The organism is Asanoa sp. NPDC049475, assembly GCF_040676915.1.
In the GTDB taxonomy this organism is placed as follows: Bacteria; Actinomycetota; Actinomycetes; order Mycobacteriales; family Micromonosporaceae; genus Asanoa.
This window is the reverse complement of the sequence record NZ_JBFAPY010000002.1, coordinates 811,321-837,743: the sequence shown is the minus strand read 5'-3', so window position 1 is coordinate 837,743 and position 26,423 is coordinate 811,321. Positions and strand designations below refer to the sequence as shown.

The 26,423-nt window shown below is 74.0% G+C and carries 16 protein-coding genes; 9 read left to right on the top strand and 7 right to left on the bottom strand.

Translation table 11 applies throughout. From position 1 onward, the window contains the following. The first annotated feature begins 14 nt into the window (after positions 1 to 14). The 3 genes from AB0J88_RS09990 to AB0J88_RS09980 are packed head-to-tail and all read left to right on the top strand — an operon-like array spanning position 15 to position 2,880. A complete protein-coding gene (locus AB0J88_RS09990; protein ID WP_364346466.1) occupies positions 15 to 1,112 on the top strand; it encodes a branched-chain amino acid aminotransferase in 1,098 nt (365 codons plus the stop codon). Between the two features lie 30 nt (positions 1,113 to 1,142). Further along, positions 1,143 to 1,724: a DinB family protein gene (locus AB0J88_RS09985; RefSeq protein ID WP_364346468.1), complete on the top strand. Its 582-nt coding sequence runs from the start codon at positions 1,143 to 1,145 to the stop codon at positions 1,722 to 1,724. A gap of 1 nt (position 1,725) precedes the next feature. Then, positions 1,726 to 2,880 (top strand): aminotransferase, encoded by a 1,155-nt coding sequence (locus AB0J88_RS09980; RefSeq protein WP_364346470.1) that lies wholly within the window; start codon positions 1,726 to 1,728, stop codon positions 2,878 to 2,880. Here the strand turns inward: AB0J88_RS09980 and vioC are convergent. Continuing rightward, positions 2,870 to 3,901, bottom strand: coding sequence for an arginine beta-hydroxylase, Fe(II)/alpha-ketoglutarate-dependent (gene vioC / locus AB0J88_RS09975; protein ID WP_364346472.1), 1,032 nt, complete (start codon positions 3,899 to 3,901; stop codon positions 2,870 to 2,872). The two genes, AB0J88_RS09980 and vioC, sit on opposite strands and share 11 nt — an antisense overlap. A 180-nt stretch (positions 3,902 to 4,081) precedes the next feature. Here vioC and AB0J88_RS09970 point away from each other — a divergent pair, with 180 nt between their 5' ends. Both AB0J88_RS09970 and AB0J88_RS09965 read left to right on the top strand, forming a co-directional pair. Beyond that, a complete protein-coding gene (locus tag AB0J88_RS09970) occupies positions 4,082 to 5,212 on the top strand; it encodes an aminotransferase class I/II-fold pyridoxal phosphate-dependent enzyme (RefSeq protein WP_364346474.1) in 1,131 nt (376 codons plus the stop codon). Positions 5,213 to 5,222: 10 nt separating this feature from the next. Further along, positions 5,223 to 7,529 (top strand): lantibiotic dehydratase, encoded by a 2,307-nt coding sequence (locus tag AB0J88_RS09965; protein ID WP_364346476.1) that lies wholly within the window; start codon positions 5,223 to 5,225, stop codon positions 7,527 to 7,529. Here the strand turns inward: AB0J88_RS09965 and AB0J88_RS09960 are convergent. Beyond that, a complete protein-coding gene (locus tag AB0J88_RS09960) occupies positions 7,507 to 8,022 on the bottom strand; it encodes a flavin reductase family protein (RefSeq protein ID WP_364346478.1) in 516 nt (171 codons plus the stop codon). The genes AB0J88_RS09965 and AB0J88_RS09960 overlap by 23 nt on opposite strands. Beyond that, on the bottom strand, positions 8,019 to 9,050 hold the full coding sequence (locus AB0J88_RS09955; RefSeq protein WP_364346480.1) for a MupA/Atu3671 family FMN-dependent luciferase-like monooxygenase: 1,032 nt from the start codon (positions 9,048 to 9,050) through the stop codon (positions 8,019 to 8,021). Before AB0J88_RS09955 ends, AB0J88_RS09960 begins: the two co-directional genes overlap by 4 nt. A 112-nt stretch (positions 9,051 to 9,162) precedes the next feature. Between AB0J88_RS09955 and AB0J88_RS09950 the strand changes: the two genes are divergently transcribed. From AB0J88_RS09950 to AB0J88_RS09940, 3 genes are read left to right on the top strand one after another with little or no spacing between them, the layout of a single operon-like run. Then, complete coding sequence (locus AB0J88_RS09950) at positions 9,163 to 14,679, top strand: condensation domain-containing protein (RefSeq protein WP_364346482.1); 5,517 nt, start codon at positions 9,163 to 9,165, stop codon at positions 14,677 to 14,679. Next, positions 14,679 to 16,109 (top strand): amino acid adenylation domain-containing protein, encoded by a 1,431-nt coding sequence (locus AB0J88_RS09945; RefSeq protein WP_364346484.1) that lies wholly within the window; start codon positions 14,679 to 14,681, stop codon positions 16,107 to 16,109. Before AB0J88_RS09950 ends, AB0J88_RS09945 begins: the two co-directional genes overlap by 1 nt. 22 nt (positions 16,110 to 16,131) lie before the next feature. Next, positions 16,132 to 19,551, top strand: a complete 3,420-nt coding sequence (locus AB0J88_RS09940; protein WP_364346486.1) for a condensation domain-containing protein — start codon at positions 16,132 to 16,134, stop codon at positions 19,549 to 19,551. Here AB0J88_RS09940 and AB0J88_RS09935 read toward each other — a convergent pair. The 3 genes from AB0J88_RS09935 to AB0J88_RS09925 form a co-directional block, all read right to left on the bottom strand. Then, positions 19,538 to 20,302: an alpha/beta fold hydrolase gene (locus AB0J88_RS09935; RefSeq protein WP_364346488.1), complete on the bottom strand. Its 765-nt coding sequence runs from the start codon at positions 20,300 to 20,302 to the stop codon at positions 19,538 to 19,540. The genes AB0J88_RS09940 and AB0J88_RS09935 overlap by 14 nt on opposite strands. 61 nt (positions 20,303 to 20,363) lie before the next feature. Further along, complete coding sequence (locus AB0J88_RS09930; RefSeq protein ID WP_364346490.1) at positions 20,364 to 22,541, bottom strand: amino acid adenylation domain-containing protein; 2,178 nt, start codon at positions 22,539 to 22,541, stop codon at positions 20,364 to 20,366. Between the two features lie 17 nt (positions 22,542 to 22,558). Beyond that, positions 22,559 to 23,290: an alpha/beta fold hydrolase gene (locus AB0J88_RS09925; RefSeq protein WP_364346492.1), complete on the bottom strand. Its 732-nt coding sequence runs from the start codon at positions 23,288 to 23,290 to the stop codon at positions 22,559 to 22,561. 146 nt (positions 23,291 to 23,436) lie between these two features. On the opposite strand from AB0J88_RS09925, the gene AB0J88_RS09920 reads away from it, so the two are divergent. Continuing rightward, positions 23,437 to 24,705 (top strand): cytochrome P450, encoded by a 1,269-nt coding sequence (locus AB0J88_RS09920; RefSeq protein ID WP_364346494.1) that lies wholly within the window; start codon positions 23,437 to 23,439, stop codon positions 24,703 to 24,705. Here AB0J88_RS09920 and AB0J88_RS09915 read toward each other — a convergent pair. Continuing rightward, complete coding sequence (locus AB0J88_RS09915; RefSeq protein WP_364346496.1) at positions 24,629 to 26,419, bottom strand: non-ribosomal peptide synthetase; 1,791 nt, start codon at positions 26,417 to 26,419, stop codon at positions 24,629 to 24,631. The two genes, AB0J88_RS09920 and AB0J88_RS09915, sit on opposite strands and share 77 nt — an antisense overlap. Positions 26,420 to 26,423 lie beyond the last annotated feature (4 nt).

Sequence of the window (26,423 nt, the reverse complement as noted above, 5' to 3'; positions counted from 1 at the left end):
CTTACGGTCGGGCCGTGATCGCGTTCGACGAGGCCGTCAACGAGCGGTGCCTGCCCGCCGCCGAGCGGGCCGCCGTGCTCACCTCTCCCCCGGGGTTCGGCCAGGTCTTCACCGACCACATGGTCACCGTGCGCTGGACGCGGGAGCGGGGCTGGCACGACGGCCGGCTGGAGCCGTACGGACCGTTCACGCTCCTGCCGGCCACGTCGGTGTTCCACTACGGCCAGGCGATCTTCGAGGGCATGAAGGCGTATCGGCAGGACGGCGGGTCGATCGCGCTGTTCCGCCCGCGGGCCAACGCCGAGCGCTTCAACCGGTCGGCGCGGCGCCTGGCGATGCCCGACCTGCCGGTCGACACCTTCGTCGAGGCGATCGAGCTGCTGGTCGCCCGGGACCGCGAGTGGGTGCCGGAGGGCTGGGGCCGGAGCCTCTACCTGCGGCCGTTCATGATCGCGACGCAGCCCGGCCTCGGTTTCACCCACCCGTCGAGCGAGTACCTCTTCTGCGTGATCGCCTCCCCCGTCGCGCCGTACTTCGGCCCGGCCGGCCCACGGGCGCTGACCGTCTGGCTCTGTGCCGACTACGTCCGCGCGGCACCGGGCGGCACGGGTGCCGCCAAGGCGGCCGGCAACTACGCCGCGGCGTTCGTGGCCAGCCAACAGGCCGCCGAGGAGGGCTGCGACCAGGTCGTCTGGCTCGACGCCGCCGAGCACGCCTGGGTCGAGGAGATGGGCGGCATGAACCTCTTCTTCGTGTACGGAGGTGACCGCCCCCGCCTCGTCACGCCGGCCCTGACCGGCGCGCTGCTGCCCGGGGTGACCCGCGACAGCCTGCTCACGCTCGCCCGTGACCTGGGCATGGAGGCCGCGGAGGGCCGGGTCTCCGCCGCCCGGTGGCGCACGGACTGCGAGTCGGGTGCGCTGACCGAGGTCTTCGCGTGCGGCACCGCCGCGGTGGTGGCCCCGGTGGGCGAGGTGCGCTCGCGAGCGGGTGGTTGGCGGGTCGGCGACGGCACGCCCGGTCCGGTCATGCGCCGGCTGCACCACGAACTGCTGTCCATCCAGTACGGACGACGATCCGACCCGTTCGACTGGGTTCACAAGGTCTGCTGACCGATCAACATCCTTGGTAGGTTCACCACCATGACAGACAACCAGGAGATTTCCGGCCCTCCGGCGGCCGGCGACGAGGTCGCGACGCTGCTCGGCAGCCTCGAGCGCCAGCGCGCGACCTTCGCCTGGAAGGTCGGCGGGCTCGACGAGAAGGGCCTGTCCGCCAGGGTCGGCGTCTCCGCCATCACGCTGGGCGGGCTGGTCAAGCACCTGGCCTTCATCGAGGACTTCAAGTTCACGACCATGCTGCTCGGCGAGGACCTGGTCGCGCCGTGGGACACGGTCGACTGGGAGAACGACTCCGGTTGGCCCTGGCACTCGGCGGCCGACGACTCCCCCGAGGCGCTCTACGCGCTGTGGCACGCCGCGGTCGCGCGCAGCCGCGCGTCCATCGCCCGGGCACTGGCCAAGGGCGGCCTCGACGTCAAGATCGAATATGGCTACGGCGGCGACCCCGACGAGGCGCTCAGCCTGCGCCGGCTGCTGGTCGACATCATCGAGGAGTACGCGCGCCACTCCGGCCACGCCGACCTGATCCGCGAGGCGTTCGACGGTGTCGTCGGCGAGGACCCGCCGGGGGCCGTCTACCCCTACGAGCCACCCGCCGCCTGACATGCACCTGCGCGACCAGACGCTGCAGCAGGTCGACTCGCCCATCACCGCCGCGTACGACCTGCTGAACCTCCTGGATGACGACCGCGACGTGCTGGACCTCGCGCAGGCGGCACCGACCTATCCGCCGGCGCCGCTGGTCGTGGAGCACATCGCGCGGGTGGCCCGGGACGACGCCGGCGGCCGCTACACCGAGGTGCCCGGCATGCCACGGCTGCGCCAGGCGTTCGCCGCCGAGCTCAGCCGCGACTACGGCGGCGCGGTCGGGGCCGACGACGTGGTCGTCACCGCCGGCTGCAACCAGGCGTTCAGCCTCGTCGCGTCGACGCTGGCCGGGCCGGGCGACGAGGTCGTGGTCCCGCTGCCCTACTACTTCAACCACGACATGTGGCTGAGGCTGGGCGGCATCACCCCCGTCTACCTCGAGCCCGGGCCGGGCCTGGTCCCGCGCGCCGCCGACGCCGAGGCGCTGGTCACGTCGCGTACCCGCGCGATCGTGCTGGTCACCCCCGGCAACCCGAGCGGCGCGACGGTCGACCCGGCCGGCATCGCCGCGTTCGCCGACGTGGCCCGGCGGCACGACCTCGCGCTGATCCTCGACGAGACCTACCGGTCGTTCCGGGACACGACCGCGCCGGCGCACCACCTGTTCGCCGACCCGGCGTGGGGGCAGACGCTGGTCAGCCTGCACTCGTTCTCCAAGGACCTCGCGATCCCGGGCTACCGCGTCGGCGCGATCGTGGCGTCGCCCGCCCTGGGCCGCGAGGTCTGCAAGCTGCTCGACTGCGTCGCGATCTGCGCGCCGCGGATCGGCCAGGAGGCGGCCTGGGCCGGGCTCACCGGCGCCGCCGAGTGGCGCGCGGCCCGCGCCGCCGAGATCGCCGAGCGGCGCGCGTCGTTCGCCGCCATGATGGCCGACCGGCCCGGCGGCTTCGAGCTGCTCTCGTGCGGTGGCTACTTCGCCTGGCTGCGCCACCCGTTCGCCGACCGCTCCACCATGGACGTCGTGCGCGACCTGGTGGTCGAGCAGCGCACCCTGGTCATGCCCGGCACCGCGTTCCTGCCGGACGACCGCGCCACGATCCGGGTCAGCGTCAGCAACCTCGACCCGGCGGGGGTCAAGCTGTTCGCGGAGCGGCTCGCGGTCAGTAGATGACGCGGTTGTCCGGCGCCGGGCGCCAGGCGCGCGATCCGCGCAGGTTCCGGGTGACGTTGAGCCGCTTGAGCCAGCGGTCGCTGCCGTCGTAGCGCGCCCGGAACGACTTGCGCCCGTGCACCGCGCGGAAGTTGTCGATGAACACGCAGTCGCCCGGCCGCAGCCGCACGTCCTGCATGTGCTCCTCGATCTGGTCACACAGCCCCTGGAAGGCCGCCAGCGAGCGGTCGCTCCACCCGTCCATCTTCATGTGGTACGGATCCAGCGCCATGTACGGGTCCTGCCGGTCGCCGAACAGCACCGGCCGCTTGACCGGGTCGTCGTTCCACGACTGGATCAGGGCGAAGCTGCGCTGGCGCAACCGGTCGACGACCGGGTCGCCGGTGGACTCCGACGCGTTCTCGGGCCGGTGCGAGTTGTCGGGCATCTGGGTGAACTCCGGCTCGAACAGCGCGTCGACGTCGAGCGCCGACCAGTCGAGGTCACCCGCGTCGCAGACCACGGTCTCCACCAGGTCGGGGTTCTTCAGGCACATCAAGGCCACGTAGTCGCCGCGGCAGGGGTGGAACGAGTCCTCGGTGTGCCACGACAGGTGCTGGAGGCTGTTGGAGCCGAGCTCGTAGTGCTCGTGTCCCTTGATCGGCAGCACATCGTGCATGATGCGGCCGTCCTGCTGGGTGGCCCAGCCGAACACGTCACCGAGCGCGGAGGCGACGAGCAGGAAGAAGATCTCCTGCGGGAACGCCGGCGACTCGAACTGGCTGTCCTTCCAGTGCGGCGGTGTCGGGCCGAGCCGCTGCTCGTCGACCTCGAGACCCGAGACGAGGCAGAGCGCCGACGGCTCCTTCAGGCGGAACTCCTCGAGGAACTCGAGCAGGTGGGTCGGCAACTGCCGGGCGAGCACCGGCGCGCGCCGGATCAGCTCGTCGTCCTCGATGGTCGCGTACGCCTTGGCGAGGTCCGTCAGCATGGGCTCGAGCGCCGCATTGTCCTCGGACGTCAGCGTCAGGTGATGGATCACGATGCGCCTCCTGGCTGCCCAGTCTAGAAGCGACCGGAGGCCGGGCATCGGTCCCCGTTAGTAGGGACAGGTGCGCGCCTCGCCACCGACCATAGTGTTCTCTGCGACCGACCTGCTGCCACCAGCAGATTCGCCGCCGGGGCGCGCCGCCGGTTTGACGACGTAGGCGGGGATCGACACATGAGCGAGCTTGCCAACCTGACCATCATGGAAGTCGACGCGCTGACCGACGTCGACGGTGGCCTCAACCTGACCGACGGGCATGCGCGGCTGGACCTGTCGCCGACGCAGGCGGCCATCGTCGCCCGGATCCCGGAGATGTTCACGACCGCGTCGTGCCAGCCGTTCCCCAGCATCGAGACCGCCGCCCACCGCGCGTTCCTGCGCGCGATCGGGCAGCACAGCGCGCCGGTCGGCACCGGCCGGATCCTGAGCTGCTACTCCTCGACGCTGGCGACCGACATCGTGGCCCGGGCGCTGCCGGCCGGCATGACGGTCGCCGTGCTGCACCCGACCTTCGACAACATCGCCGACCTGCTCGTGACCCGCGGGCTGCACCTCGTGCCGCTGTCCGAGCAGGCGCTGCTCGACCAGGACTGGCCGGGTCCGCCGGTCGGCGCGATCGTGGTCACGCATCCGAACAATCCGACCGGCCTGGTGACGCCCGAGGGCCACCTCCGGTCGTTGGCCGAGCACGCAGTCCGGCACGGGCAGACGCTGATCATCGACGCCAGCTTCCGCGGCCAGGTGCCCGACGCGCAGTACGACTCGTACGCCGTGCTCGACGCCGCCGGCGCGGACTGGATCACGATCGAGGACACGGGGAAGCTCTGGCCGACCCACGAGCTGAAGATCGGGCTCCTGGCGCACAGCGAGCGGACCACGCTGCCCATCGAGCGGGCCTTCTCCGAGTCGCTGCTGGCCGCCTCGCCGGTGGTGCTGCAACTGGTCGAGGCGCTCGCCCTGGACTGGATCGACGGTGGCCGTGAGCGTGCCCGCGATCTGGTGGAGCGCAACCGGACCGCGGTCCGGGAGGCGATCGAGTCGGTCGGGCTGGAGCTGGCCGACCCGACCTCGCAGATCAGCGTCGCGCGCGTCGCGTTGCCGGACGACGGCCCCGACTCCGCGATCCTGCACCAGGAGCTCCTCCAGCGGAGCGTCCACGTGCTGCCGTGCGCGCCGTTCCACTGGGCCGACCCGAAGAGCGGGTTGCGCTTCATCCGGCTCTCGCTGGCCCGCCCGTTCCCCGTCGTCCAGGCCGCCGCGACCACGCTGGCGTGCGCGTACCGCGAGCTGTCCGTGAACGCCTGAGCGGGGCAACGTGGAGACCGAGCACCACGTCGCGCTCGGCGACACCGGCTGGCTGCTCTGGCGCGACGCCGCGCTGCGCGGCACCGGCTTCCCGGCGCGACGGTTCCTGGACATCTGCGACGACCTGCTGGCCGCCGCCGCGGACGAGGTCGACGAGCACGACGCGGCGAGCCGGGAGAAGTACGCCGTGGCGTTCGCGGAGGCCGCCGACCGCCTGTCCGCGGCCGTTCGCCGGACCGCCGCCGAGAGCCGCTTCCGCGAGGCGGTGACCTGGCAGAACCCGACGCTCGTGGAGACCTGCCTGGACAAGGTCGCGACGCGCTTCAAGCGGGACGTCCGCGGGCGCAACTACGAGCTGACCATCGCGAGCTACCTGCAGCGCTACTGCCTCAAGAACGACAGCATCGGCTTCTTCGGGCCGGTCGGCTGGGCGCGCTTCGACCCCGACGAGCCGGGGTTGGCGATGGAACCGGGTCCGGAGCTGCTCGCGAGCCGCCGAACGTCCTTCGAGGACTGGGCGGTCGACGCGGTCGCGGAGGTGGTCGCCGCCCGGGCCGAGGTGTGGCCGTGGCTGCGCCCCCGCATGGTGTCCTACGCCAGCCTCGTCGGCTGGACGCTGCACCTGCCGTTCGCCCGTCCGGTGACCCTGCCGGCCGCCGAGGCGCGGCTGCTCCGGCGGTGCGACGGCACGCGGACCGTGCGCGACCTCGTGGGCGACCCCGCCGACCCGCGCGCGGTGGCCGCCCTGGTGCGGCTGCGGGAGCGCGGTGCCGTGCAGGTCGACCTGGGGGGCCCACCGAGCCTCGCGCCGGAGCGGGACCTCGCGGCGCGGATCGACCTGATCGGCGATCCGGCCGTCCGCGCCCGGGCCGCCGCGCCGCTCGCGGAGCTGGTCGCGGCCCGCGACGACGTCGCCGCGGCCGCCGGCCGGCCCGAGCGGCTGTCGCCGGCCTTCCACGCGCTCGCCGAGGTGTTCGAACGGATCACCGGTCGGGCCGCCACGCGCCGGGCCGGGGCGACCTACGCCGGGCGGACCCTGATCTGCGAGGACACGGTGCGGGCGGTCGACGTCCGGATCGGCCGCGCCGTGGTCGACCGGCTGGCCGCCTCCCTCGGCCCGGTGCTCGACAGCGCGTCGTGGCTGGTCGACACCCTGGGCGCGCGGTACGAGGCCCGAGCGCGGGAGGTGCTCGATCGCCAGGCGGGCGCGGACGGGTTCCCGCTGCCACGGCTGGTGGCCGCGCTCCTGCCGGAGCTGCTGGAGCCGGGCCGGGTGACGGCCGACGCGGCGATCGCGAACGAGGTGGCGGCCGACTTCCAGGACCGGTGGCACCGCGTGCTCGGGCTGACCCCGGAGCTCCTCGAGCGCACGCGCCGCCATCACGTGCCGGCCGAGGCGGTCGCCGGAGCGGTCGCCGCCGAGTTCCCCACCGGCGAGCCGCGCTGGGTCGGCCCACGCTGGCACTCCCCCGACCTCATGCTGTCCGCGACCGACCTGGCCGCGCTCGCCCGCGGCGACGTCGACGTCGTGCTCGGCGAGCTGCACTGCGGCGACAACACGCTGGAAGGGCAGGTGTTCGCCGCGCAGCATCCCGACCTCGCGCGGGTGCGCGCCGCCGCGCAGGCGAGCGGGCTGTCCGGTCGCGTGATCCTCGTGCCGAGTCGGGGCACCGAACGCACCTCGTCGCGGGTTTCCCGCACCACCGAGGCGCTGCTGCCCAGCTACACCTACATCGCGTTCGGGCCGGAGGCGTTCGCGCCCCCGCCGGGTGCGACGCTGCTCTCCGCCCTGGACCTCACCGTGCACCGGCGGGGCGACACGCTCGTCGTGCGCCATCGCGGCGGTGCCGAACATCCCTTCCTCGAGGTGATCCGCGAGCCGCTGATCGCGTTGTTCCTCAACGGTTTCCGGCCGGTCGGGGGGGTCCGGCACCGGCCGCGGGTGACGATCGACCGGCTGGTGCTGGCCCGCGAGGCCTGGACGTTCGCCGCCTCCGAGCTCGACTGGGTGTTCGTCAAGGACGAGGCCAGGCGGTATCTCGGCGCGCGGCGCTGGCGGTCAGCACACGGCCTGCCGGAGCGCGGCGTCTTCCGGGTGCCGGTCGAGCGCAAGCCCGTCGTGGTCGACTTCCGTAGCCTCCCGCTGGTCAACCTGCTCGCCAAGTCGGTGCGGCGGTCGGCGGAGGCGGGTCAGGGCACGGTCACCATCACCGAGATGCTGCCCGACATCGACCAGCTCTGGCTGGCCGACGCCGAGGGTGCGCGGTACACCGCCGAGCTGCGGGTGATCGCGGTCAGGGATCCCGGGGCGAGCTGAGGCCGGTGTAGCGCCCGTCGTGGTAGAGCAGCGGGCTACCGTCCACGCAGTCCGCCGCGACGGGCTCGGCCAGGACGATCGTGTGGTCGCCGGCCGCGATGCGGTGGGTGACGCGCCCGACCAGCCAGGCGAGCACGCCGTCGAGCACGGGCAGGCCGAAGGGGCCGGCGCGCCAGAGCGTGGGGGCGAAGCGGTCGACGCCCCGGGTGGCGAAAACCCGCGCCACGTCGGCCTGGTCGGCGCCGAGCAGGTGCACGGCCACGTGGGGCGCGGCCGTCACCGCCGGCCAGCTCGACGACTCCCGGTCGTGGCAGAACGAGAACAGCGGCGGGCGCAGGGACACCGAGGTGAACGACGTCGCGGTGAACCCGACCGGGCGGCCGGCGCGCAGGGCCGTGACGACCGTGACCGTGGTCGCGTGCCGGCGCAGCAGCCGTCGCACGTCGTCGGCCGCGACCCGGGGGCCGACATCGGGCCGACCCGGCGCACTCACCCCGCGACGCGCCCGCGCAGCCGGCCGAGGTGCTCCAGGGAGCGCAGCACGTCGTCCGGTGGCACGCCGAAGTCGACCAGGCAGGCGATCTCGTCGACGCCGATGGCCGCGAGCCGCTCGACGACCGCGAGCCCGTCCGACTCGGTGCCGAACAGGCTGGCGGTCTTGACGTAGCGGTCGGCGGCCCGGTTCAGCAGCATCGTCCTGTGCTTGTCGGGCAGCGACGTGAGGTCGAGGCCGGGCGGGAACAGCCCGGGCGTCTTGGCGATGAGGTCGATCGAACTGTGCAGGTAGCGGACGAACGGCTCGCGTGCCAGGTCCAGCACCTCGGCCCGGTCGGCACCGAGCAGCGTGTGCAGCATGACGACGACGTGGCCACGCACTCCCTCGGCCAGCTCGCTGCGGTACGCGGCGATGTTGCGGGCCAACGTCTCGTGCTCCTGGCCCAGCATGTACGTCAGCAACCCGGCACCGAGCCGTCCGGCGACCTTGAAGGTCTCGGGCGAGCCGGAGCTGGTGATCCAGATCGGCAGCTCCGGCTGCACGGGCGCGGGAAAGATCCGCACGGCCCGCTTCTCGCCGGTGCCGTCCGGGAACTCGACCTCTTCACCACGCCAGAGCCGCTGGATGGTCCCCACCGCGTCGACCATGATGCTCTTGCGGTCCGCGTACGCGTCAGGCCGGATGACGTAGTCGCCCGCGTGCCAACCGGACGCGAACGAGAGCCCCACCCGCCCCTGCGAGAGGTTGTCGACGACCGACCACTCCTCGGCGACCCGCACGGGATGGTGCAGGGGCGCGACGACGCTGCCGGCGCGGATGGCCACCCGCCGCGTGACGGCGGCGACGGCGGCTCCGGTGACCGCGGGGTTCGGGTAGCGGCCGCCGAACCGGTGGAAGTGGCGTTCCGGGGTCCACACGGCGGACAGGTCGTTCGCGTCGGCGAACCGGGCGCTCTCCAACAGCAGTCGGTAGCCGTCGTCGGCCGTGCCCGTATCGTCGGCGAAGAAGAACAGGCTCAGGTCCATTGCCGCTCCCTTCGACAGCCGGCATCCGCAACCGTACGGGGCCACGCCGCCGCCCTGGTGTCACCTGAAGCCGGGACCGGGCCGGCGCTGCCCGGCCGCCTAGCGTCGGCTCATGACGCGTCCGTCGTACTCCGATGTGCAGGTGCGGGCAGTGCCGGCCGGCCACGCGGGGCCGCCGACCCCGCCGCGCACACCGTACGAAGAGGTGATCCACGGCATCTGGCGGGATGTGCTGTCCGATGTGGTGGGTGCCGTCGACTTCGGGGTGCACGACGACTTCTTCGAGCTCGGCGGTCACTCACTGGCCGCTCCGAAGATCGTCGCGCGGATCCGCAAGACGCTGGGCGTGCACGTGGCGGTCCGCGACTTCTTCGGCTGCCGCACCGTCGCCGCCCTGGCCGCGGTCGTCGCGGAGCACTCCTCGGCCGGCCCGCAGCTCATCGAGCGCCGCGCGCCCGGCGCGGAAGCCGTGCTCTCCTTCGACCAGCAGCGCATCTGGCTCGAGAACCAGCTCCAGCCCAGCCTCGCCTACAACGTGCATGGCCGCCAACGCCTGGTCGGCGCCCTCGACGTCGCCGCCTTCGAAGCCAGCATCCGGGCGATCGTGCACCGCCACGAGTCCCTGCGCACCCGGTTCCCGATGGTCGGTGGGCGACCCGTACAGGTCGTCGACGACCTGGGCGACGCGCCGCTGGCCGAGGTCGAGGACCTGCGGGAGGCCGCCGATCCACGGCAGCGGGCCGCGGAGCTCGCCGACGCGCAGGCCGCCACCGCGTTCGACCTGACCGCCGGCGGCCTGCTGCGCTGCCTGCTGATTCGTACCGCCGACACCGAGTGGGTGCTCAGCCTGACGGCGCACCACATCATCTGCGACGACTGGTCGATCGGGCTGTTCATGCGAGAGCTGTCGGCTCTCTACGCGGCCGGCGGCGACCCCGACCGGGCAGGCCTTCCACCGCTGCCCATCCAGTACGGCGACTACGCGGCCTGGCAGCGCGACCGCCTGACCGGCGAGACGCTCGACACGACCGTCTCCTACTGGCGGGACCACCTCGCCGGCGCGCCGCCCGTGCTCACGATGCCCGTGACGCGACGGCAGGACGGCGACCGGGAGCGCGGCGAGTGGACCCGCGGGCGGCTGTCGAACGACGAGACGGCCGCGCTGCACATGCTGTGCCGCACGCACGGCGTCTCGCCGTTCATGGTCGCGATGGCCACCTTCGCCACCGTGCTGGCCCGCTGGTCCGGCCAGCGCGACGTGGTGATCGGCGTGCCGAACGCGGGCCGCAACGACGCCGGCACCGACGCCCTGATCGGGTTCCTGGTCAATACCCTGCCGATCCGCGTCGACCTGACCGACGATCCCACCTTCGCCGACCTGCTGACCCGGGTCCGCCAGGTCTGCCTCGACGCGTACGCGCACGCGGACGCGCCGCTCGACGTGCTCGTGCGACGGCTGGACCTGACCCGCGACGCCCGCCACACGCCGCTGTTCCAGGTCGTGCTGAGCATGCTGAGCACGAGCTCGGCGACGGTGTCGCTGCCGGGGCTCGCGGCCCGGTCGATGGACGGCGCCACGCCGCTGCCCACCAAGCTCGACCTCACGCTCAACGTCCAGGAGTCCGACCAGCGGCTGCACTTCCAGCTCGACTACAACCCCGAGCGCTACGACCGGTCGATGGTCGAGGCGCTGGCGTCGCAGCTCGAAGCCCTGCTGCGGGCCGCCGTCGCGGACCCGGCCCGGAGCGTCCTCGACTACCCGCTCGGCTCCGCGCCGGCCGGCGAGACGGCGGACCCGATCGCGCTCACCACCGCCGACCGCGTCACCGTGCTGGGCGGTCGACCCGGGCTGGCCGCGTACGCCCGCGCGACCGCCGCCAACGCGCTCCACAAGCCGCCGGCGTTCGGCGCGGCCGACGTGTCCGCCTGGCTGCGCGAGACCGGCATCACGGCGGCGTTCCTCAGCGCCCCGGCGCTGCGCGCGCTGGCCGGACCCCTGCCCGCCCTGCGACTGGCGGTCGTCGAGAACACCGGTGACCTGCTCGGCCACGACCTCGACGCCCTGCGCCGGCTGGCACCCGACTGCCGGATCGTCTGCGCGTACGGGGTCTCCGACGACGGCCGTCCACTCACGACATACGAGGCGGCAGCCGGCCCCGCCTCCGCGCGGGTGCCGCTGGGCCGAGACCCGGTCCCGCTGCTGAACCCGGCGGGCCAGCCGGCCGCGGTCGGCGAGGTGGCGGTGCTGCCCACGGGCGACCTGGCGCGCCGCGGCCCGGACGGCACGCTCGAATACGTCGCGGGCGGCCACGACCCGGTGGAGACGGTCGCCGCCCTGCGCGAGCTTCCCGAGGTGCGCGAGGCGCTGGTCGTGGGCGGGTGCGCCTACGTCACGGTCGGCGAGCCGGCCCGGCACGGCAGTGAGCTGAGGCAGGACCTGCAGCTGCGGCTGCCCGACCACCTGACCCCGCAGCACGTGGTCGTGCTCGACGCGCTGCCCCGCACGCCGGCGGGCGACTACGACCTGGCCGCGCTCCCGGTGCCGACCGACTCTGTTCCGGCCGCGCCCGTCCCGCCGCGCAACCCCTACGAGGAGGCGGTCTTCGGCATCTGGTGCGACGTGCTCGGCGAGACCGACTTCGGCGTGCACGACGACTTCTTCGAGCTCGGCGGCCACTCGCTGCTGGCACCCCGCATCGTCAACCGGATCCGGGAGACGCTCGGCACGCAGATCGCGGTCGGCGACTTCTTCGGCTGCCGTACCGTGGCGGCCCTGGCCTCGGTGGCGGCGGAGCAGTCGTCGGCCGGGCCGCGGCTCATCGAGCGCCGCCCACCCGGCGCCGAAGCCGTGCTCTCCTTCGACCAGCAGCGCATCTGGCTCGAGAACCAGCTCCAACCGAGCATCGCCTACAACGTGCACGGCCGCCAACGGTTGACCGGTCCGCTCGACGTCGCCGCGTTCGAGGCCAGCGTCCGCGCGATCCTGCTGCGCCACGAGGCCCTGCGCACCCGGTTCCCCCTCGTCGACGGGCGGCCCGTGCAGGTCGTCGACGACCTGGAGCCCGGCTGGCGGCTGACGGTCACCGACGTCAGCGGCGACGCCGACCCCATGGCGGCGGCGGGCCGGCTGGCCGACGAACAGGCGACCACGCCGTTCGAGCTCGCCGCCGGGTCGCTGTTCCGCTGCCTGCTGGTCAAGGTCGGCGACGACGCACACGTGCTGAGCCTGACCGCACACCACATCGTCTGCGACGAGTGGTCGATCGGGCTGTTCGCCCGGGAGCTGTCGGCGTTGTACGCGGCCGCCGGCGACCCCACCAAGGCCGGCCTGGCACCGCTGCCCATCCAGTACGGCGACTACGCGGCCTGGCAGCGTGACCGCCTCACCGGCGAGACGCTCGACCGCACCGTCGCCTACTGGCGCGAGCACCTGGCCGACGCGCCGCCCGCGTTGACGATGCCGGTCGCGCACGAGGGTGTGGTGGCCGGCACGGTCGGCGGCCGTGCCCGCGCGGTGCTCTCCGAGGCCGAGACCGCCGCGGTGGCCGACTTCTGCCGCACGCACGGCGTGTCGCCCTTCATGCTCATGATGGCGGGCTACGCCACCGTGCTGTCCCGCTGGTCCGGCCAGCACGACCTGGTCATCGGTGTGCCGATCGCCGGCCGCACCGACGCCGGCACGGACGCCCTGATCGGGTTCCTGCTCAACACACTGCCGATCCGCGTCGACCTGACCGGCGAGCCCACCTTCGTCGAGCTGCTCGCGCGGGTCCGCCGCGCGTCGCTGGACGGCTACGCGCACTCCGACGCCCCGCTGGACGTGCTGGTCCAGCAGCTCGACGTGAACCGCGACCCGCGCCGCACCCCGCTCTTCCAGACGGTGCTCAACGTGGTCGGCGACACCCCGACGGCCGAGCTGACCGGGCTCGTGGTCGAGACGGTCGACAGCCCCAACACGCTGCCGTCCAAGTTCGACCTGAGCCTCAACGTGCAGGAGTCCTGGCGGAAGACCTACTTCCAGCTCGACTACAACCCCGCGCGGTACGAGCCGGCGATGGTGGAGGCGGTGTTGGACCAGGTGGCCGGGCTGCTCCGGACCGTGGTCGCGGACCCGACGCGCGGCATCCTCGACTACCCGCTCGGTCCGGCGCTCACGGCTGCGGTCGAGACACGGGCGGTCGAACGCGCCCGGCCGGCTCCCGAACGCACCGCCGTGGTGGATGCCGAGGGTGAGCACAGCTACGCGTGGCTGGCCGGCGCGACCGCGGCCCTCGGGGAGCGTCTGGAGCCCGACGGGCACGTGGGTCTGGTGCGGCGGCCGACGGCCTGGTTCGTCGCGGCGCTCCTGCACCGGCTGCGCACCGGCGACGCGTACTCCGTCATCGACCCGGAGCTCGCGCTGGCGCCGTCGTACCTCGGCGTCACGAGCGTGCTCGACGTCGCGGACCACCCGGCGGAACCGGCGGCCCCGACCGGGTTCGATCTCGACGCGATCCGCGGGCACGCGTGGGCCGTCGACCGGTACGGCCTCACCGCCGACGACCGCTTCGCCGCGCTGACCCACGATCCCGGGCATCTCGTCGCCGCGGTCACCCATGCCCTCGCGGCCGGCGGCACCCTGCTGCTGACCGCCGAGCCCGACGACACGGTCACCGTCCTCTTCCTGAGCCCGCCCCAGCTGCGCGCGCTCCGCGAGCCGCTGCCGGCGCTCCGGCTCGCATTCGTCACGCATGCCGGCGACCTCCTGCCCCACGACGTCGCCCGGCTGCGCGAGCTCGCGCCGGGGTGCCGGGTCGTCACCGCGTACCGGCCGGACCGCGACGGCCGCCCGCTCGCCAGCTACGAGGTGCCCGCCGGCTGGGATCCGGCGACGGCGCCGCTGCGCGTCCCGCTCGGCAGGGAGCTCGGCGCCGTCGCGCTCTCGGCCGCCGTCGGCGAGGTCGTCGAGCTCCACGCGGGTGACCGGCGCACCGGAGACCTGGTCCGGCGCTGGGCGGACGGCACGCTGGAGTACGTGGGCGAGGTCGACGCCAACCCCGCCCACGACCCGGTGCAGACCGTGCGCGCCCTGCGCGAGCTGCCCGACGTGACCGACGCGGTGGTGACCGAGTGGGCCGACGCCGAGGGCAACCCGGTGCTCGTCGGGTACCTCGCCGGCCCCGACCCGGAGCAGGACCCGGCCACCGTCCGCCAGCAGCTGATCCCGCGCCTCCCCCGCTACCTGCTGCCGGCGCACCTCTTCGTGCTCGACGCGATCCCCCGGACCCGGGACGGCGACTACGACCTCGACGAGCTGCCGGAGCCAGAAGAGGACGACCTGGCCGGTGACCGCTACGTCGCGCCCCGCACCCCGGTGGAACGCCAGCTCGCGGAGATCTTCCAGGAGCTGCTGGGACTCGAGCGGATCGGCGTCCACGACTCGTTCTTCGAGCTGAACGGCTTCTCGCTGCTGGCGACCCAGATGACCTCCCGCGTACGCGAGACGTTCCAGGTGGAGCTCCCGCTGCGCGAGGTCTTCGGCTCCCCGACGGTGGAGGGCGTGGCCCAGCTCATCCTCTGGAAACAGAGCGAGCAGTCCGACGCCGCCGCGCTGGAGGCGATCCTGGCGGAGATCGAGGCGGACAACTGATGCGCGACCTGTCGGACCACCTCGCCGCCCAGCTCGCGGCCGACGGCGACGCACCGGCCGCCCTCGGCGACGTGACGCTGACCTACCAGGGCCTGGCCGACCGGGTCGACGCGCTGGCCGGCAGCCTCGCACCCCACGTGACGGCCGGCGACGTGGTCGCGCTCGACATCGGCTCGCCCCTCCTGGGGCTGGTGGCGAGCCTGGCCACCGACCGCCTGGGCGCGGCCTACCTGCCGCTCGACCGGGCTGCGCCGGCCGCCCGGCAGCGCTGGGTCGTCGAGAACGCGGCCGCGCGGGTGGTGGTCCACCAGACCGGACCGCTCGCGCTGGAGCCGCGGCCCGTGGCCGCGACACGCCCCGCCTGGCCGCTGACCGACCCCGGCTACGTCATCTACACCTCCGGCACCACCGGGCGCCCCAAGGGCGTACACGTGCCGAAGCGGTCGCTCGTCGAGCGCCTCGACGGCCTGCTCCGACTGCCGGGCCTGCGCCGCGGTGGGTCCATCCTCGCGATGAGCCCGCTGTCCTTCGACATGTCGGTGGTCGAGCTGCACCTGCCGCTGGCCGCCGGCGGCACGATGGTGACCGTCGACCAGGCCGCACGCCGCAACGTCGACGTGTTCGACCGGGCCGTGCGGGAGCACCACCCCGACGTGGTCCAGGCGACGCCGTCGTTCTTCCGGCTGATGATCGCCTCCGGCTGGCGGGGCGATCCCGACGTTGCCGTCTGGTGCGGCGGCGAGGCCCTCACCGACGACCTGGCGCAGGCCCTGCACGAGCGCTGCGGCACGCTCTGGAACATGTACGGGCCGACCGAGGCCACGGTCTGGGCCTCCGCCTGCCGGTTGGTGCCCGGCCAGCCGATCTCGCTCGGCACCGACCTGCCCGGCACCGCCGTCGAGCTGGTCGACCCGGAGGGACGCGTGCTGACCGGTGCCGGCGCCGAGGGTGAGATCCGGATCAGCGGGGCCGGCATCGCCGACGGCTACCTGGACGCCACCCCGACCGAGACGGCCCGGTTCGCGCACACGGCGACGTCCCGGACCTACCTGACCGGCGACCGGGCGCGCCGCGGCGACGACGGCTCGCTCGTGTTCCTGGGCCGGCTCGACAACCAGGTGAAGGTGCGCGGGCACCGGGTCGAGCTCGGCGAGATCGAGTCCACACTGGAGTCCCACCCGGCCGTCACCGAGGCCATCGTCGTGCTGGTCGACCAGGGCGACCCCGACACCACCCACCTGTCGGCGGCGGTCGTGAGCCGCGGCGGGGTCAAGGTGCGCGACCTGCGCGCCTGGCTGGCGGAGCGGCTGCCGGCCCCGATGCTCCCGTCGACGATCCAGGTCGCGGCCGCGCTGCCGAGGACCAGTGCCGGCAAGCTCGACCGCGTGCTGATCGGCAAACGGCTGTCCGCGGGTGAGCGGCTCTCCTGAAGTACCCGACGAAAGGACCGCCGTGGCCACCGGCAACCCTCTGACCGACCGCGTCCGAACCGTCGCGGAGCTGCTGCGCACACGCGCCGCCGACCAGCCGGACCGGCTCGGATACACGTTCCTGGCCGACGGCGAGACCGGGGAGCTTCCGCTGACGTACGCCGAGGCGGACCGGCGCGCCCGGGCCGTCGCGGGGGCGCTGCGGGCCGCCGGCGCCCGGCCGGGCATGCGCGCGCTGCTGGTGCTGCCGCCGGGACTCGACTACGTCACCACGCTGTTCGGGTGCCTCTACGCGGGCGTGGTCGCGGTGCCCGTCTACCCGCCGGACCCGTTCCAGCTCGAACGGTCGCTGCCCCGGCTGCTGGCCATCGTCGACGACGCGGAGCCGACGGTCGCGCTGACCACCGCGCCGCTGCTCGGCTTCCTCGACGAGGTCAGCCGCCTCGCACCCGCGCTCGGCGCGCTCCGGTGGGTCGCCGTGGACACCGTCGACGAGGCGGCCGACGACGAGCCGGTGGCCGTCGCACCGGAGGCGACCGCGCTGTTGCAGTACACCTCGGGATCCACGGCGGACCCGCGCGGCGTGCTGCTGTCGCACGCCAACCTGCTGCACAACTCGGCACACATCCAGCGGCTGTTCCGGACCACCACCGACAGCCACGGAATGGTCTGGCTGCCGCCGTACCACGACATGGGTCTGATCGGTGGCCTGCTCCAGCCGCTCTACGGCGGGTTCCCGGTGACGCTGATGTCGCCGCTGCACTTCCTGGAGCAGCCGATGCGCTGGCTGCGGGCGATCGCGCGGCACGGTGCCACGGCCAGCGGCGGCCCCAACTTCGCGTACGACCTGTGCGCGCGCCGGTGCGGACCGGACGAGGCCGAGCGGCTCGACCTGAGCACCTGGCAGGTCGCCTTCAACGGTGCCGAGCCGATCCGGCCGGAGACCCTCGAGCGGTTCGCGGCGACGTTCGCGCCGTCGGGCTTCCGGGCGGACGCGTTCCTGCCCTGCTACGGCCTGGCGGAGGCGACGCTGATCGTCACCGGCCACGGCGGCCGCGGCGCCGGCCCGAGCGCGCCGCCCGTCGTGCCCGTCGACCGGGCCGCGCTCGAACAGCACGTCGCGTCGCCGCCCACCGACGCCGCCACCGCCACCCGGCTGACGAGCTGCGGTCCCAGCCACCCGGACCAGCGCCTCGCGATCGTCGACCCCGCGACCTCGACGGCCAGCGCGCCCGGCCGGGTCGGCGAGATCTGGGTCTCCGGCCCGAGCGTCGCGGCCGGCTACTGGCGCCGGCCAGAGGAGTCCGCCCGGGTCTTCGACGCGCGGCTCGCCGGCGACGACGCCACGCCGTACCTGCGCACGGGCGACCTGGGCTTCCTCCACGACGGACAGCTCGTGGTCACCGGCCGTCTCAAGGACCTGGTCATCGTGCGCGGCCAGAACCACTACCCGCAGGACATCGAGCTCAGCGTGGAGCGGGCCGACCCGAGCCTGCGTCCCGGCTGCGGCGCGGCCTTCGTGGTCGCCGACGACGAAGGGCTGGTCGTCGCGCACGAGGTCCGGCGCGGCGCGACGGTCGTGGTCGCCGACGTGGCCGCCCGGATCCGGCAGGCGGTCGCGCTGGAGCACGGCCTGGACGTGCACACGGTGGTCCTCGTCCAGGCCGGCGGCATGCCGAAGACCTCCAGCGGCAAGGTGCAGCGGCGACTGTGCCGTGCCCGCTACCTCGCCGGCGACCTGCCCGAGGTCGGGCGCGCCGAGACGCCGGCCGAGCCCGCGGACGACGCCGCGCCCGTCGCGGCGGAACAGGTGCTGGCCGCACCGGAGGAGGCCCGGCGCGCGCTGCTGGAGCGCTACCTGGCCGGCCTGCTCGTCGCGATCACCGGCACCGCACCCGCCGACCGGCTCGCGCCGCTGCTGGCCATCGGACTCGACTCGCTCGCCGTCGTGCAGCTCAAGCACCGCGTCGAGACCGACCTGCAGGTCGACCTGTCGCTGCCCGCGCTGCTCGGCGGGGCCAGCCTGGCCGAGGCGGCCGACCAGCTCGACGAGCAGCTGGTCGCCGGTCCCGCACCGCGGCCGCCGGCAGCCGCGAAGGGGGCGGGCGACGGGGTCGCGCCGATGGCGTACGGCCAGCGGTGGATGTGGTACCTGCATAGCCTGGAGCCGGCCAGCCCGGCGTACACGATCGCGGTGGCCCTGCGGCTGCTCGATCCCGTGGACCCGGCCACGCTGCGACGCGCGCTCGACGCGCTGGTGGCCCGGCATCCCGCGCTGCGCACCACGTTCCAGGTGCGCGACGGCGAGCCCGTGCAGGTCGTCGCGCCGACCGGCACGGCGGCCTTCCGCGAGCACGCCGCGACCAGCCTCGACGACGCCACCCTGCGGGCCGTGCTGACCCGGGCGGCCCGCGCGCCGTTCGACCTGGCGACCGGTCCGCTGTTCCGCGTGGACCTCTACCGGCGCCGCACCGACGACGTCCTGCTCGTGTCGATGCACCACATCGTCACGGACTTCTGGTCGCTGACCGTCCTGGCCCGAGAGCTCGGCGAGCTCTACGGGGCGCACGCCGAGAGCCGGGGGCACAGCCTGGCCGAACCGGCGGCGACGTACGCGGAGGCCGTCGAGTGGCAACGCTCCTTGTTGGACGATCCCGTCGCCGGCCGGCGTCTGTCGTCCTACTGGGACGGTCAGGTCGACGGCGGCCTGCCCCGCCTCGCCCTGCCACCGGTCGACGCGGGCGGCGGCGACGGCGTGCGACAGTTCGCGCTCCCGGCCGCGCTCACCGGACGGCTGCGGGAGCGGGCCGCGGCCACCAACGTGACCCTCTACATGCTGCTGCTGGCCGCCTTCCAGGCCGTGCTGCACCGGCACACCGGCCAGGCGGACCTGGTGGTCGGCGCCGACGTGGCCGGTCGCGGGCAGCCCCGGTTCGCCGACGTGGTCGGCTGCTTCACCAACCCGGTCATCCTGCGCAGCCGGTCGGTGCCGGGCGAGCCGTTCCGGGCCGTGCTGGGTCGCACCCGCGAGCGCGTCATCGGCGCGCTGGAGCACCAGGACTATCCGATGATGCTGCTGGCCTCGCGGGGGAAGATCCCACGGCGCGGGCCGCTGTTCGACGTGCTGTTCACCTTCAACCAGTCACCGCGCCACGGTGACGACCTGGCCGCCCTGGTTTCGCTCGGCCGGCCGGGCATCCTGCGCACACTGGGTGCGCTGCGGGTCGAGGGCTTCCCGCTGCCGCCGGCGCGGAGCGCGCTGAAGATCGAGCTGATGATGGCGGAGGTCGACGGGGTGCCGCACGGCCTGCTGCGCTACCACGCGGACGCGCTCGACGACGCCGCCGCGGAGCGCCTGGTCAACGCGTTCGTCGAGCTGCTGGACGTGGTCGCGGCCGACCCGGACCGGCCGGTGAGCGAGCCGGCGGTCAGCCCGGCCTGACCGGCGAGAGGGCCGCCACGATCTGCCGGGCCAGCTCCACCGAACCCTCGGCCTCCAGTGCCCAGTGGCCGGAGCCGAGCTCGGCCTTGCGCAGCGGCTCGCGGGTCTGCTCCTGCCAGACGGCCAGATCGGGGGCGTCGACGTTCTCGTCGTCGGCACCCCGGACGGCCAGGATCGGCACCGGCAGCGGCGGCGCGGGGCGGTGGACGTAGGCGTCGTACAGCTCCCAGTCGGCGCGCAGCGGGCGTTCGATCATCTCGATGAAGTCCGGGTCGGCGATCAACGACTCGTCGGTGCCGCCCATCGACGCGGTCTGCGCGACCAGCTCCCGGGTCGGCAACCGGCCCATGCCCGTGTCGAAGACCGCGCGCGGCGGCAGGCAGCTGCAGACGACCAGCAGCCGGGGGTTCCGGCAGGGCGCGGCCACCAGGCGCCGCGCCACCTCGTAGGCGACCAGCGCGCCGGAGCAGTGCCCGATCAGGGCGTAGTCGCCCATGAAGGCCGCGTAGCCGTCCCGGCGGGCCATCGTGTCGAACTCTTCCAGCAACGGCGCCATCCGGCGGTGCGGCTTCTCGCGCAGGCGCCGCCCGTGTCCTGGGAGCACCGCGGCGGACAGCGCGACACCGGACTGGCGCAGGTGCTCGCGCAGGTCGTTGAAGACGGTGGAGGCGGCGCCGGCGTGCGGGAACGCGAACAGCTCGAGCCCGCCGGCGCCGCGGCGGTAAGGGAACCACTTCTCGACCGACGACATTCACCCAGTGAAGCGGACGCCGGCGGCCGCCTCCTGTCCTGTGTATCGGCGACAGCGGCCCTCAGCCGTCGTCGCGGCAGAGGCAGAAGGGGTGGCCGGCGGGGTCGAACATGACCCGCACGTTGTCCTGCGGCTGGTGGTCGGCGAGCTTGGCACCCAGCCCGATGGCCTCGGCCGTCGCGTCCTCGAGGTCGCCGACCTGGAAGTCGAGGTGCATCATCGGGCGCTGCTCGCCCGCGACGGGCGGCCACACCGGCGGCTGGTAGCCGTCGGCCTGCTGGAAGACGAGGAAGGCTCCACCGGGTGTGCCCATCACGGTCGTGCCCGGTTCCTCGTGGACGATCGGCCATTCGAGCAGCTGGTGGTAGAACCGCGCCAGGGCAGCCGGATCGGGTGCCTCCAGCGCGGGGCCCCACCACATTTCAGGCATACGAGTACGCATGCCCGCCAGCATGCCATCGATGCCAGCCGCGCGCAGGGCCCCGTCAGCCGGCCGGCTCCGGTCGATCACTCCCGCGAGATCCGCGACGACGCTGTTCTCGAACACCGCCTGCGGCGCCAGGGTCGCACCCAGGTCGCGCTGGATGCGCATGCGGCTGCGGGCGGCCAGCAGCGAGTGCCCGCCGAGTCCGAAGAAGTCGTCGTGCACGCTGATGCCCTCCACCCGCAGCAGCTCCTCCCAGAGCTGCACCAGGTAGCGCTCGGTGTCGGTGCGCGGCGGGGCGAACTGGCGCCGCCGCTGGGACCGCTCGACCGCCAGGTCGCGCAGCCGTGCCCAGTCCCGCTTGCCGTGCGCGTCCAGCGGCATCGCCTCCATGACGATGAACTCGGCCGGCACGTACGGCTCGGGAAGGCGCTCGGCCAGGAACGCCCGCAGCTTGGCCGGGGCCAGCCCCTCGACCGCCGGGATCACGAAGGCCACCAGCCGCAGCTCGCCCGCCTCGCCGACCGCGGTCACGGCCACCTCGCCGACGTCCTGGTGCGCGTAGAGCGCGCCCTCCACCTCGGCCGGCTCGACCCGGTGGCCCGAGATCTTGACCTGGTTGTCCGCTCGGCCCAGATATTCCAGGGCGCCCTCCGGGTCGGTGCGCACCTTGTCGCCGGTGGCGTACATCCGGCTGCCGTCCGCCGCGAACGGGTCGGCGACGAACCGCACCGCCGTCTGCACCGGCGCTTCGAGGTAGCCGCGACCGACACCGGTGCCGGCCACGTAGAGCTCGCCCGGGTCGCCGGGGGCCACCGGCCGGAGCCGCTCGTCCAGCACGTGGAGCCGGGCGCCGTCCAGGGCGGTGCCGATCGGCACCCGCGCGGACTCGGCCGGCAGGTCGCGGATCACGTGACCGGAGCAGGCCACCGTCGCCTCGGTCGGGCCGTAGAGGTTGCGCAGGTCGCCGGTGAAGCCGCCGGCCCGCAGCTCCCGGCACGTCTCGGCGAGCAGCACGTCGCCGCCCGAGCACAGCACGCGCAACGACGCGAACGCCTCGCGGTCGTGCCGGGCGAGGTGGTTGAGCGCGATCGCCGGCGCCAGCATCGCGGTGATGCGGCCGCGCCGGAGCTGGCGCATCAGGTCGGCGCCGATGAGGTCGGCCATCGCGGGCATGACCACGAGCTGCGCGCCGCCGGCGATCGTGCGCAGCAGCTCGAAGGTGAACGTGTCGAAGGACAGGCTCGACGCCTGCGCCATCCGGTCGCCGGGGCCGACCGTCGGCAGAGCCGGGTCCAGCGCGAACGCGGCCAGCTGGCGGTGCTCGAGCACGACGCCCTTCGGCTCGCCCGTGGAGCCCGAGGTGAACAGCACGCTCGCGGCGCTGTCCGGCCGGGCCGCGACCGGCGGGGGCGCGGCCGCGGCGGCCGGGTCGAGGGCCACGGCCGCGACGTCGAGGTGGGCCAGGCGTTCCTCCCAGCCCGGCTCCGTGACGACCAGGCGCAGCCGGCCGGCCCGGAGCATCTGGTCGCGGCGGCGCTTCGGGTAGCCGGTGTCGATGGGCACGAACGCGGCACCGGCCCGCAGCACGCCCAGGACGGTCACGACCGCGCCGACGCCGCGCCGCAGGAGCACGCCGACCCGGTCCTCGGGCCGGATGCCGTGGGCGACCAGCGCCGCCGCCGCGGCCCCGACCCGCTCGCCCAGCTCCGCGTAGGTCAGCACGGTCTGGTCGTCGGACACGGCCGGCAGCTCGGGATGGGCGCGCACCGCGCGGTCGAGCAACTCCGGAACGGTGGCGGGAGACTCTGTCACGGGCTGGTCCTTCGCTGTCAGAACTCGAAGTCGTCCTCGATCACGTTCCGGATGCCCGCGGGTGCGGTCAGGAACGTGAGCGGCTCGCCGGGCAGGAGGTGTTGGCGCGTCCTGCCGTACTCGTCCCACTCCGCCAGGTCGTCCTTGTCGACGTCGACGTCGCCGTCCCAGCCGATGACGCTGATCGGCGTGCGCACCGGGCGGATCGGCGGCAGGTAGCCGAGGCACATCGACACGTCGGCGCGCAGCACGCGGGTGGCGAGCCCGACGAGCTCGCCCGGCAGCTCGCCGTCACCGAGGTCGCGGGACACCCGCTGCAGCTCGGCGGCGATCCGCCGGTCGGACATCCACGGGTGGTAGAAGCCGTAGAAGCCGCGGTACGGCACGAGCGACGCGGAGACGAACAGCCGCCGCGGCGGCGGTGCGCCGACCTCCTCCGCCCGGGCCACGAAGGCGTGCGCGAGCAGGGCTCCCATGCAGTGGCCCAGCACCGCGTACGGGCGGTCGAGGTAGGGCAGCAGCGCCTCGACGGCGTCGCGGGCGAACGTGTCGAAGTCGGTGTAGTGGGGTTCGAGGATCCGGTTCTCCCGGCCCGGCAGCTGCACGGCCTGCACCTCGAGGTCGCCGATCCGGCTCGGCCAGCGGCGCAGGGACGACGCGCCCGCGCCGCCGTACGGGAAGCAGAACAGCACCGGCTGTTCGGCCGACGTCGGCTCGCGCAGCAGCCACTTCGTTGACGCTGGGATCACGCGCCCTCCCCCGGTCTCGACCGCCGAACCGTGACCGTAGGCGGCCCGGGTTAGTCGGCGGTTACGCGCACTGCCGGCATAACCACGGGCTAACCGGCGTCGGGCACAGTGACGCCGTCCGCGCGCCGACGGCGAAAGGGTGTCCCGTGGCCCATCTGCCCATGCTCGATCCCGACCAGGCGGCGACGCTGGACCTCACGTCGGCGGCGGTGCACGCCGAGCACGACCTCTCCGCGGTCTGGCGCCACCTGCGGAACTCCGCTCCGCTGCACCGGCACCGCTCGGTGGACGGCGCCCCCGAGTTCTGGGCGGTGACCCGGCACGCGGACGCCACGGCGGTGTTCCGCGACAACCGCTTCACCTCGACCTCCGGCAACGTGCTGGAGACGCTGCTGGTCGGCAGCGACTCGGCGTCGGGCAAGATGCTGGCGGTCACCGACGGCACGCGGCACACCGAGGTGCGCCGGATCGTCGCCGGCGCGCTCACGCCGGCGTTGCTGGGCCGGCTGACCGACCGGATCCGCACCCACGTCCGCGGCCTCGTCGCCGACGTGGTCGAGCGGGTCGAGGGCGACTTCGGCAACGACGTGGCCGCCGCGGTGCCACTGGCCACGATCTGCGACATGCTGGCCGTGCCCGACGAGGACCGCGCCTACATCCACCGCCTCGGCTCGTCGTCGGTCAGCTCGCACGAGCCCGCCCACGGCACGCTCGACGCCTGGACGTCCAAGAACGAGCTCCTCGCGTACTTCCTCGACCTGGCCGAACGGCGCCGGCTGGATCCGGGTGACGACCTCGTCAGCGTGCTGGCCACCGCGCGGGTCAAGGGCCGGCCGCTCGGCACCGACGAGATCGTCTTCAACTGCTACAGCCTGATCCTCGGCGGCGACGAGACGACCCGGCTGGCGATGACCGGGGCCGTGCTCGCGATGGCGGAGAACCCAGACCAGTGGCGCGCGTTCCAGCGCGGCGACGTCGGCATCGACTCGGCGGTCGAGGAGGTGCTGCGCTGGACGACGCCGTCGCGGCACCTCGGCCGGCTCGCGCTCGAACCGGTGGAGCTGGCCGGTGGGCGGATCGCGGCCGGTGACATCGTGACGGTCTGGCTCGCCTCGGCCAACTTCGACGAGCGGGAGTTCGACGCACCGGACGAGTTCCGGCTCGACCGCAGCCCGAACCGGCACCTCACCTTCGCGTACGGGCCGCACTTCTGCGTCGGCGCGCGGTTGGCCCGCATCCAGCTGGAGGCCACCCTGACCGCCCTGCGGGACCTGGTCGGCGACATCGCGGTGACCGGTGCGCCGCAGCGGGTCTACTCGAACTTCATCGGCGGCACGTTCACGCTGCCGGTGGCGCTGCGCGCGGCGGCTGACCGTCGAGGTAGGCCGCGAACTGTCGCAGCACCGGGTGCTTGAACACCGCGACCAGCGGGACCGGCCGGCCCAACCGGCGCCGCAGCCGGGCGGCGAGGCCGATCGCGAGCAACGACTGGCCGCCGATGTCGAAGAAGTTGTCGTCCGCCCCGACCTCGGCCACGCCGAGCACCTCGCACCACACGGCCGCGACAGTGCGCTCGGACTCGGTCAGCGGCGGGCCGCCGACCGGTTCGGCGGCCGGACGGACCGGCGCGGGCAGCGCGGCCCGGTCGACCTTGCCGCTGTTCGTGAGCGGGAAGCGGTCCAGCGGCACGAGCGCGGCCGGCAGCATGTAGTCGGGCAGGTGCGCGGCGGCGGCGTGGCGCACCGCGTCGGCGTCGAAGCGGCCGGCCTCGGCGGCGCGGCAGTAGCCGACGAGGCCCGGGCCACCGGGCGCGTCGTCGCGGAGCACCACGACCGCCTGGGCGACACCGGGACAGCGGCTCAGCACCGCCTCGATCTCACCGAGCTCGATCCGGTAGCCGCGCACCTTGACCTGGTCGTCCGCGCGGCCGAGGAACTCCAGCCGACCGCCCGGCCCGACCCGGGCGCGGTCTCCCGTGCGGTACATCCGGCCGCCGTCGGCCGCGACGACGTCGGCCACGAAACGCTGGGAGGTCAGGGCGGGCCGGCCGAGATAGCCGCGGGCGACGCCGCTGCCGGCCAGGTAGAGCTCGCCCTCCCGCGCGGGTCGCAGTTCGGCGTCGAGCAGGTACACCCGGGTGCCGGGCAACGGCGTGCCGAGGTGCGGTCCGCCCGTGTCGTCGACCGGCGTAGAGGTGGCGTCCACCGTGCACTCGGTCGGCCCGTACAGGTTGATCGGGTCCAACCGGCCGGCGGCGCGCAATGCCGCGAGCCGGCTCCACAGGCCGGGCGGGATGGCCTCGCCGCCGATCAGCAGCCGCAGCGGCCGCTCCAGCGCCAGGTGGTCGAGCAGCGTCACGAGGTGCGACGGCGTGATGTCGAGCTCGTCGAGGACCTCCGCGTCCACCAGAGCGGCCAGGGCCGCCGGGTCGGCCCGGACGGCGTCGCCGACCATGACGACCGTGTCGCCCCGGCACAGGCGAAGCCACTGCTGCACCGAGGCGTCGAACGACGGGCTCGCGTTCCAGCTGACCCGGGCCGGTGACCGTTCGGCGAGGCGGCCGAGCGCGTCGAGCAGCGCGGTCAACGACCCGTGCGTGACCTGGACGGCCTTGGGCTCGCCGGTGGAGCCCGAGGTGTAGATGGCGTACGCCGCGTCGCCCGGACGGATCGCGGCCGCGCCGGTGCCGGGCTCGGCCGGGCGCGCGCACGTCTCGACCGTGACCACCCGACGGGCGCGCACCCGGTGGCGGTGCGCCGCGTCGGAGAGCAGGAGCGCCGGCCCGGCCTGGTCGCACATGAAGGCCAGGCGATCGGCCGGCAGGGCTGGATCGAGCGGCAGGTACGCGGCTCCGGCGCGCAAGGTGCCCAGCAGCCCGACCACGAGGTCGATGCCGCGCGGCAGCAGCAGGCCGACCACGCTGCCCGGCCCGACGCCCCGCTCGGCCAGCCCGGCCGCGACGGCCGCGCTGCGGGCCGCGAGCTCGCCGAAGGGCAGGGTGATGCCCTCGTGGACCAACGCCGGGCGGTCGGGATGCTCGGTGGCGACCCGGACGAACCGGTCCACCACCGAGCGCCACGGTTGCCCCGGAGCCTCCCCGGCCGCGAGGGCCTCGGCGAGCACCGTCATGGTC

Bases quoted from the DNA above. Each gene is read 5' to 3' on its own strand.
- AB0J88_RS09985 (WP_364346468.1), top strand. From the start codon at position 1,143: ATGACAGACAACCAGGAGATTTCCGGCCCTCCGGCGGCCGGCGACGAG.
- AB0J88_RS09980 (WP_364346470.1), top strand. From the start codon at position 1,726: ATGCACCTGCGCGACCAGACGCTGCAGCAGGTCGACTCGCCCATCACC.
- AB0J88_RS09970 (WP_364346474.1), top strand. From the start codon at position 4,082: ATGAGCGAGCTTGCCAACCTGACCATCATGGAAGTCGACGCGCTGACC.
- AB0J88_RS09955 (WP_364346480.1), bottom strand. From the start codon at position 9,050: ATGGACCTGAGCCTGTTCTTCTTCGCCGACGATACGGGCACGGCCGAC.
- AB0J88_RS09950 (WP_364346482.1), top strand. From the start codon at position 9,163: ATGACGCGTCCGTCGTACTCCGATGTGCAGGTGCGGGCAGTGCCGGCC.
- AB0J88_RS09945 (WP_364346484.1), top strand. From the start codon at position 14,679: ATGCGCGACCTGTCGGACCACCTCGCCGCCCAGCTCGCGGCCGACGGC.
- AB0J88_RS09935 (WP_364346488.1), bottom strand. From the start codon at position 20,302: ATGTCGTCGGTCGAGAAGTGGTTCCCTTACCGCCGCGGCGCCGGCGGG.
- AB0J88_RS09915 (WP_364346496.1), bottom strand. From the start codon at position 26,419: ATGACGGTGCTCGCCGAGGCCCTCGCGGCCGGGGAGGCTCCGGGGCAA.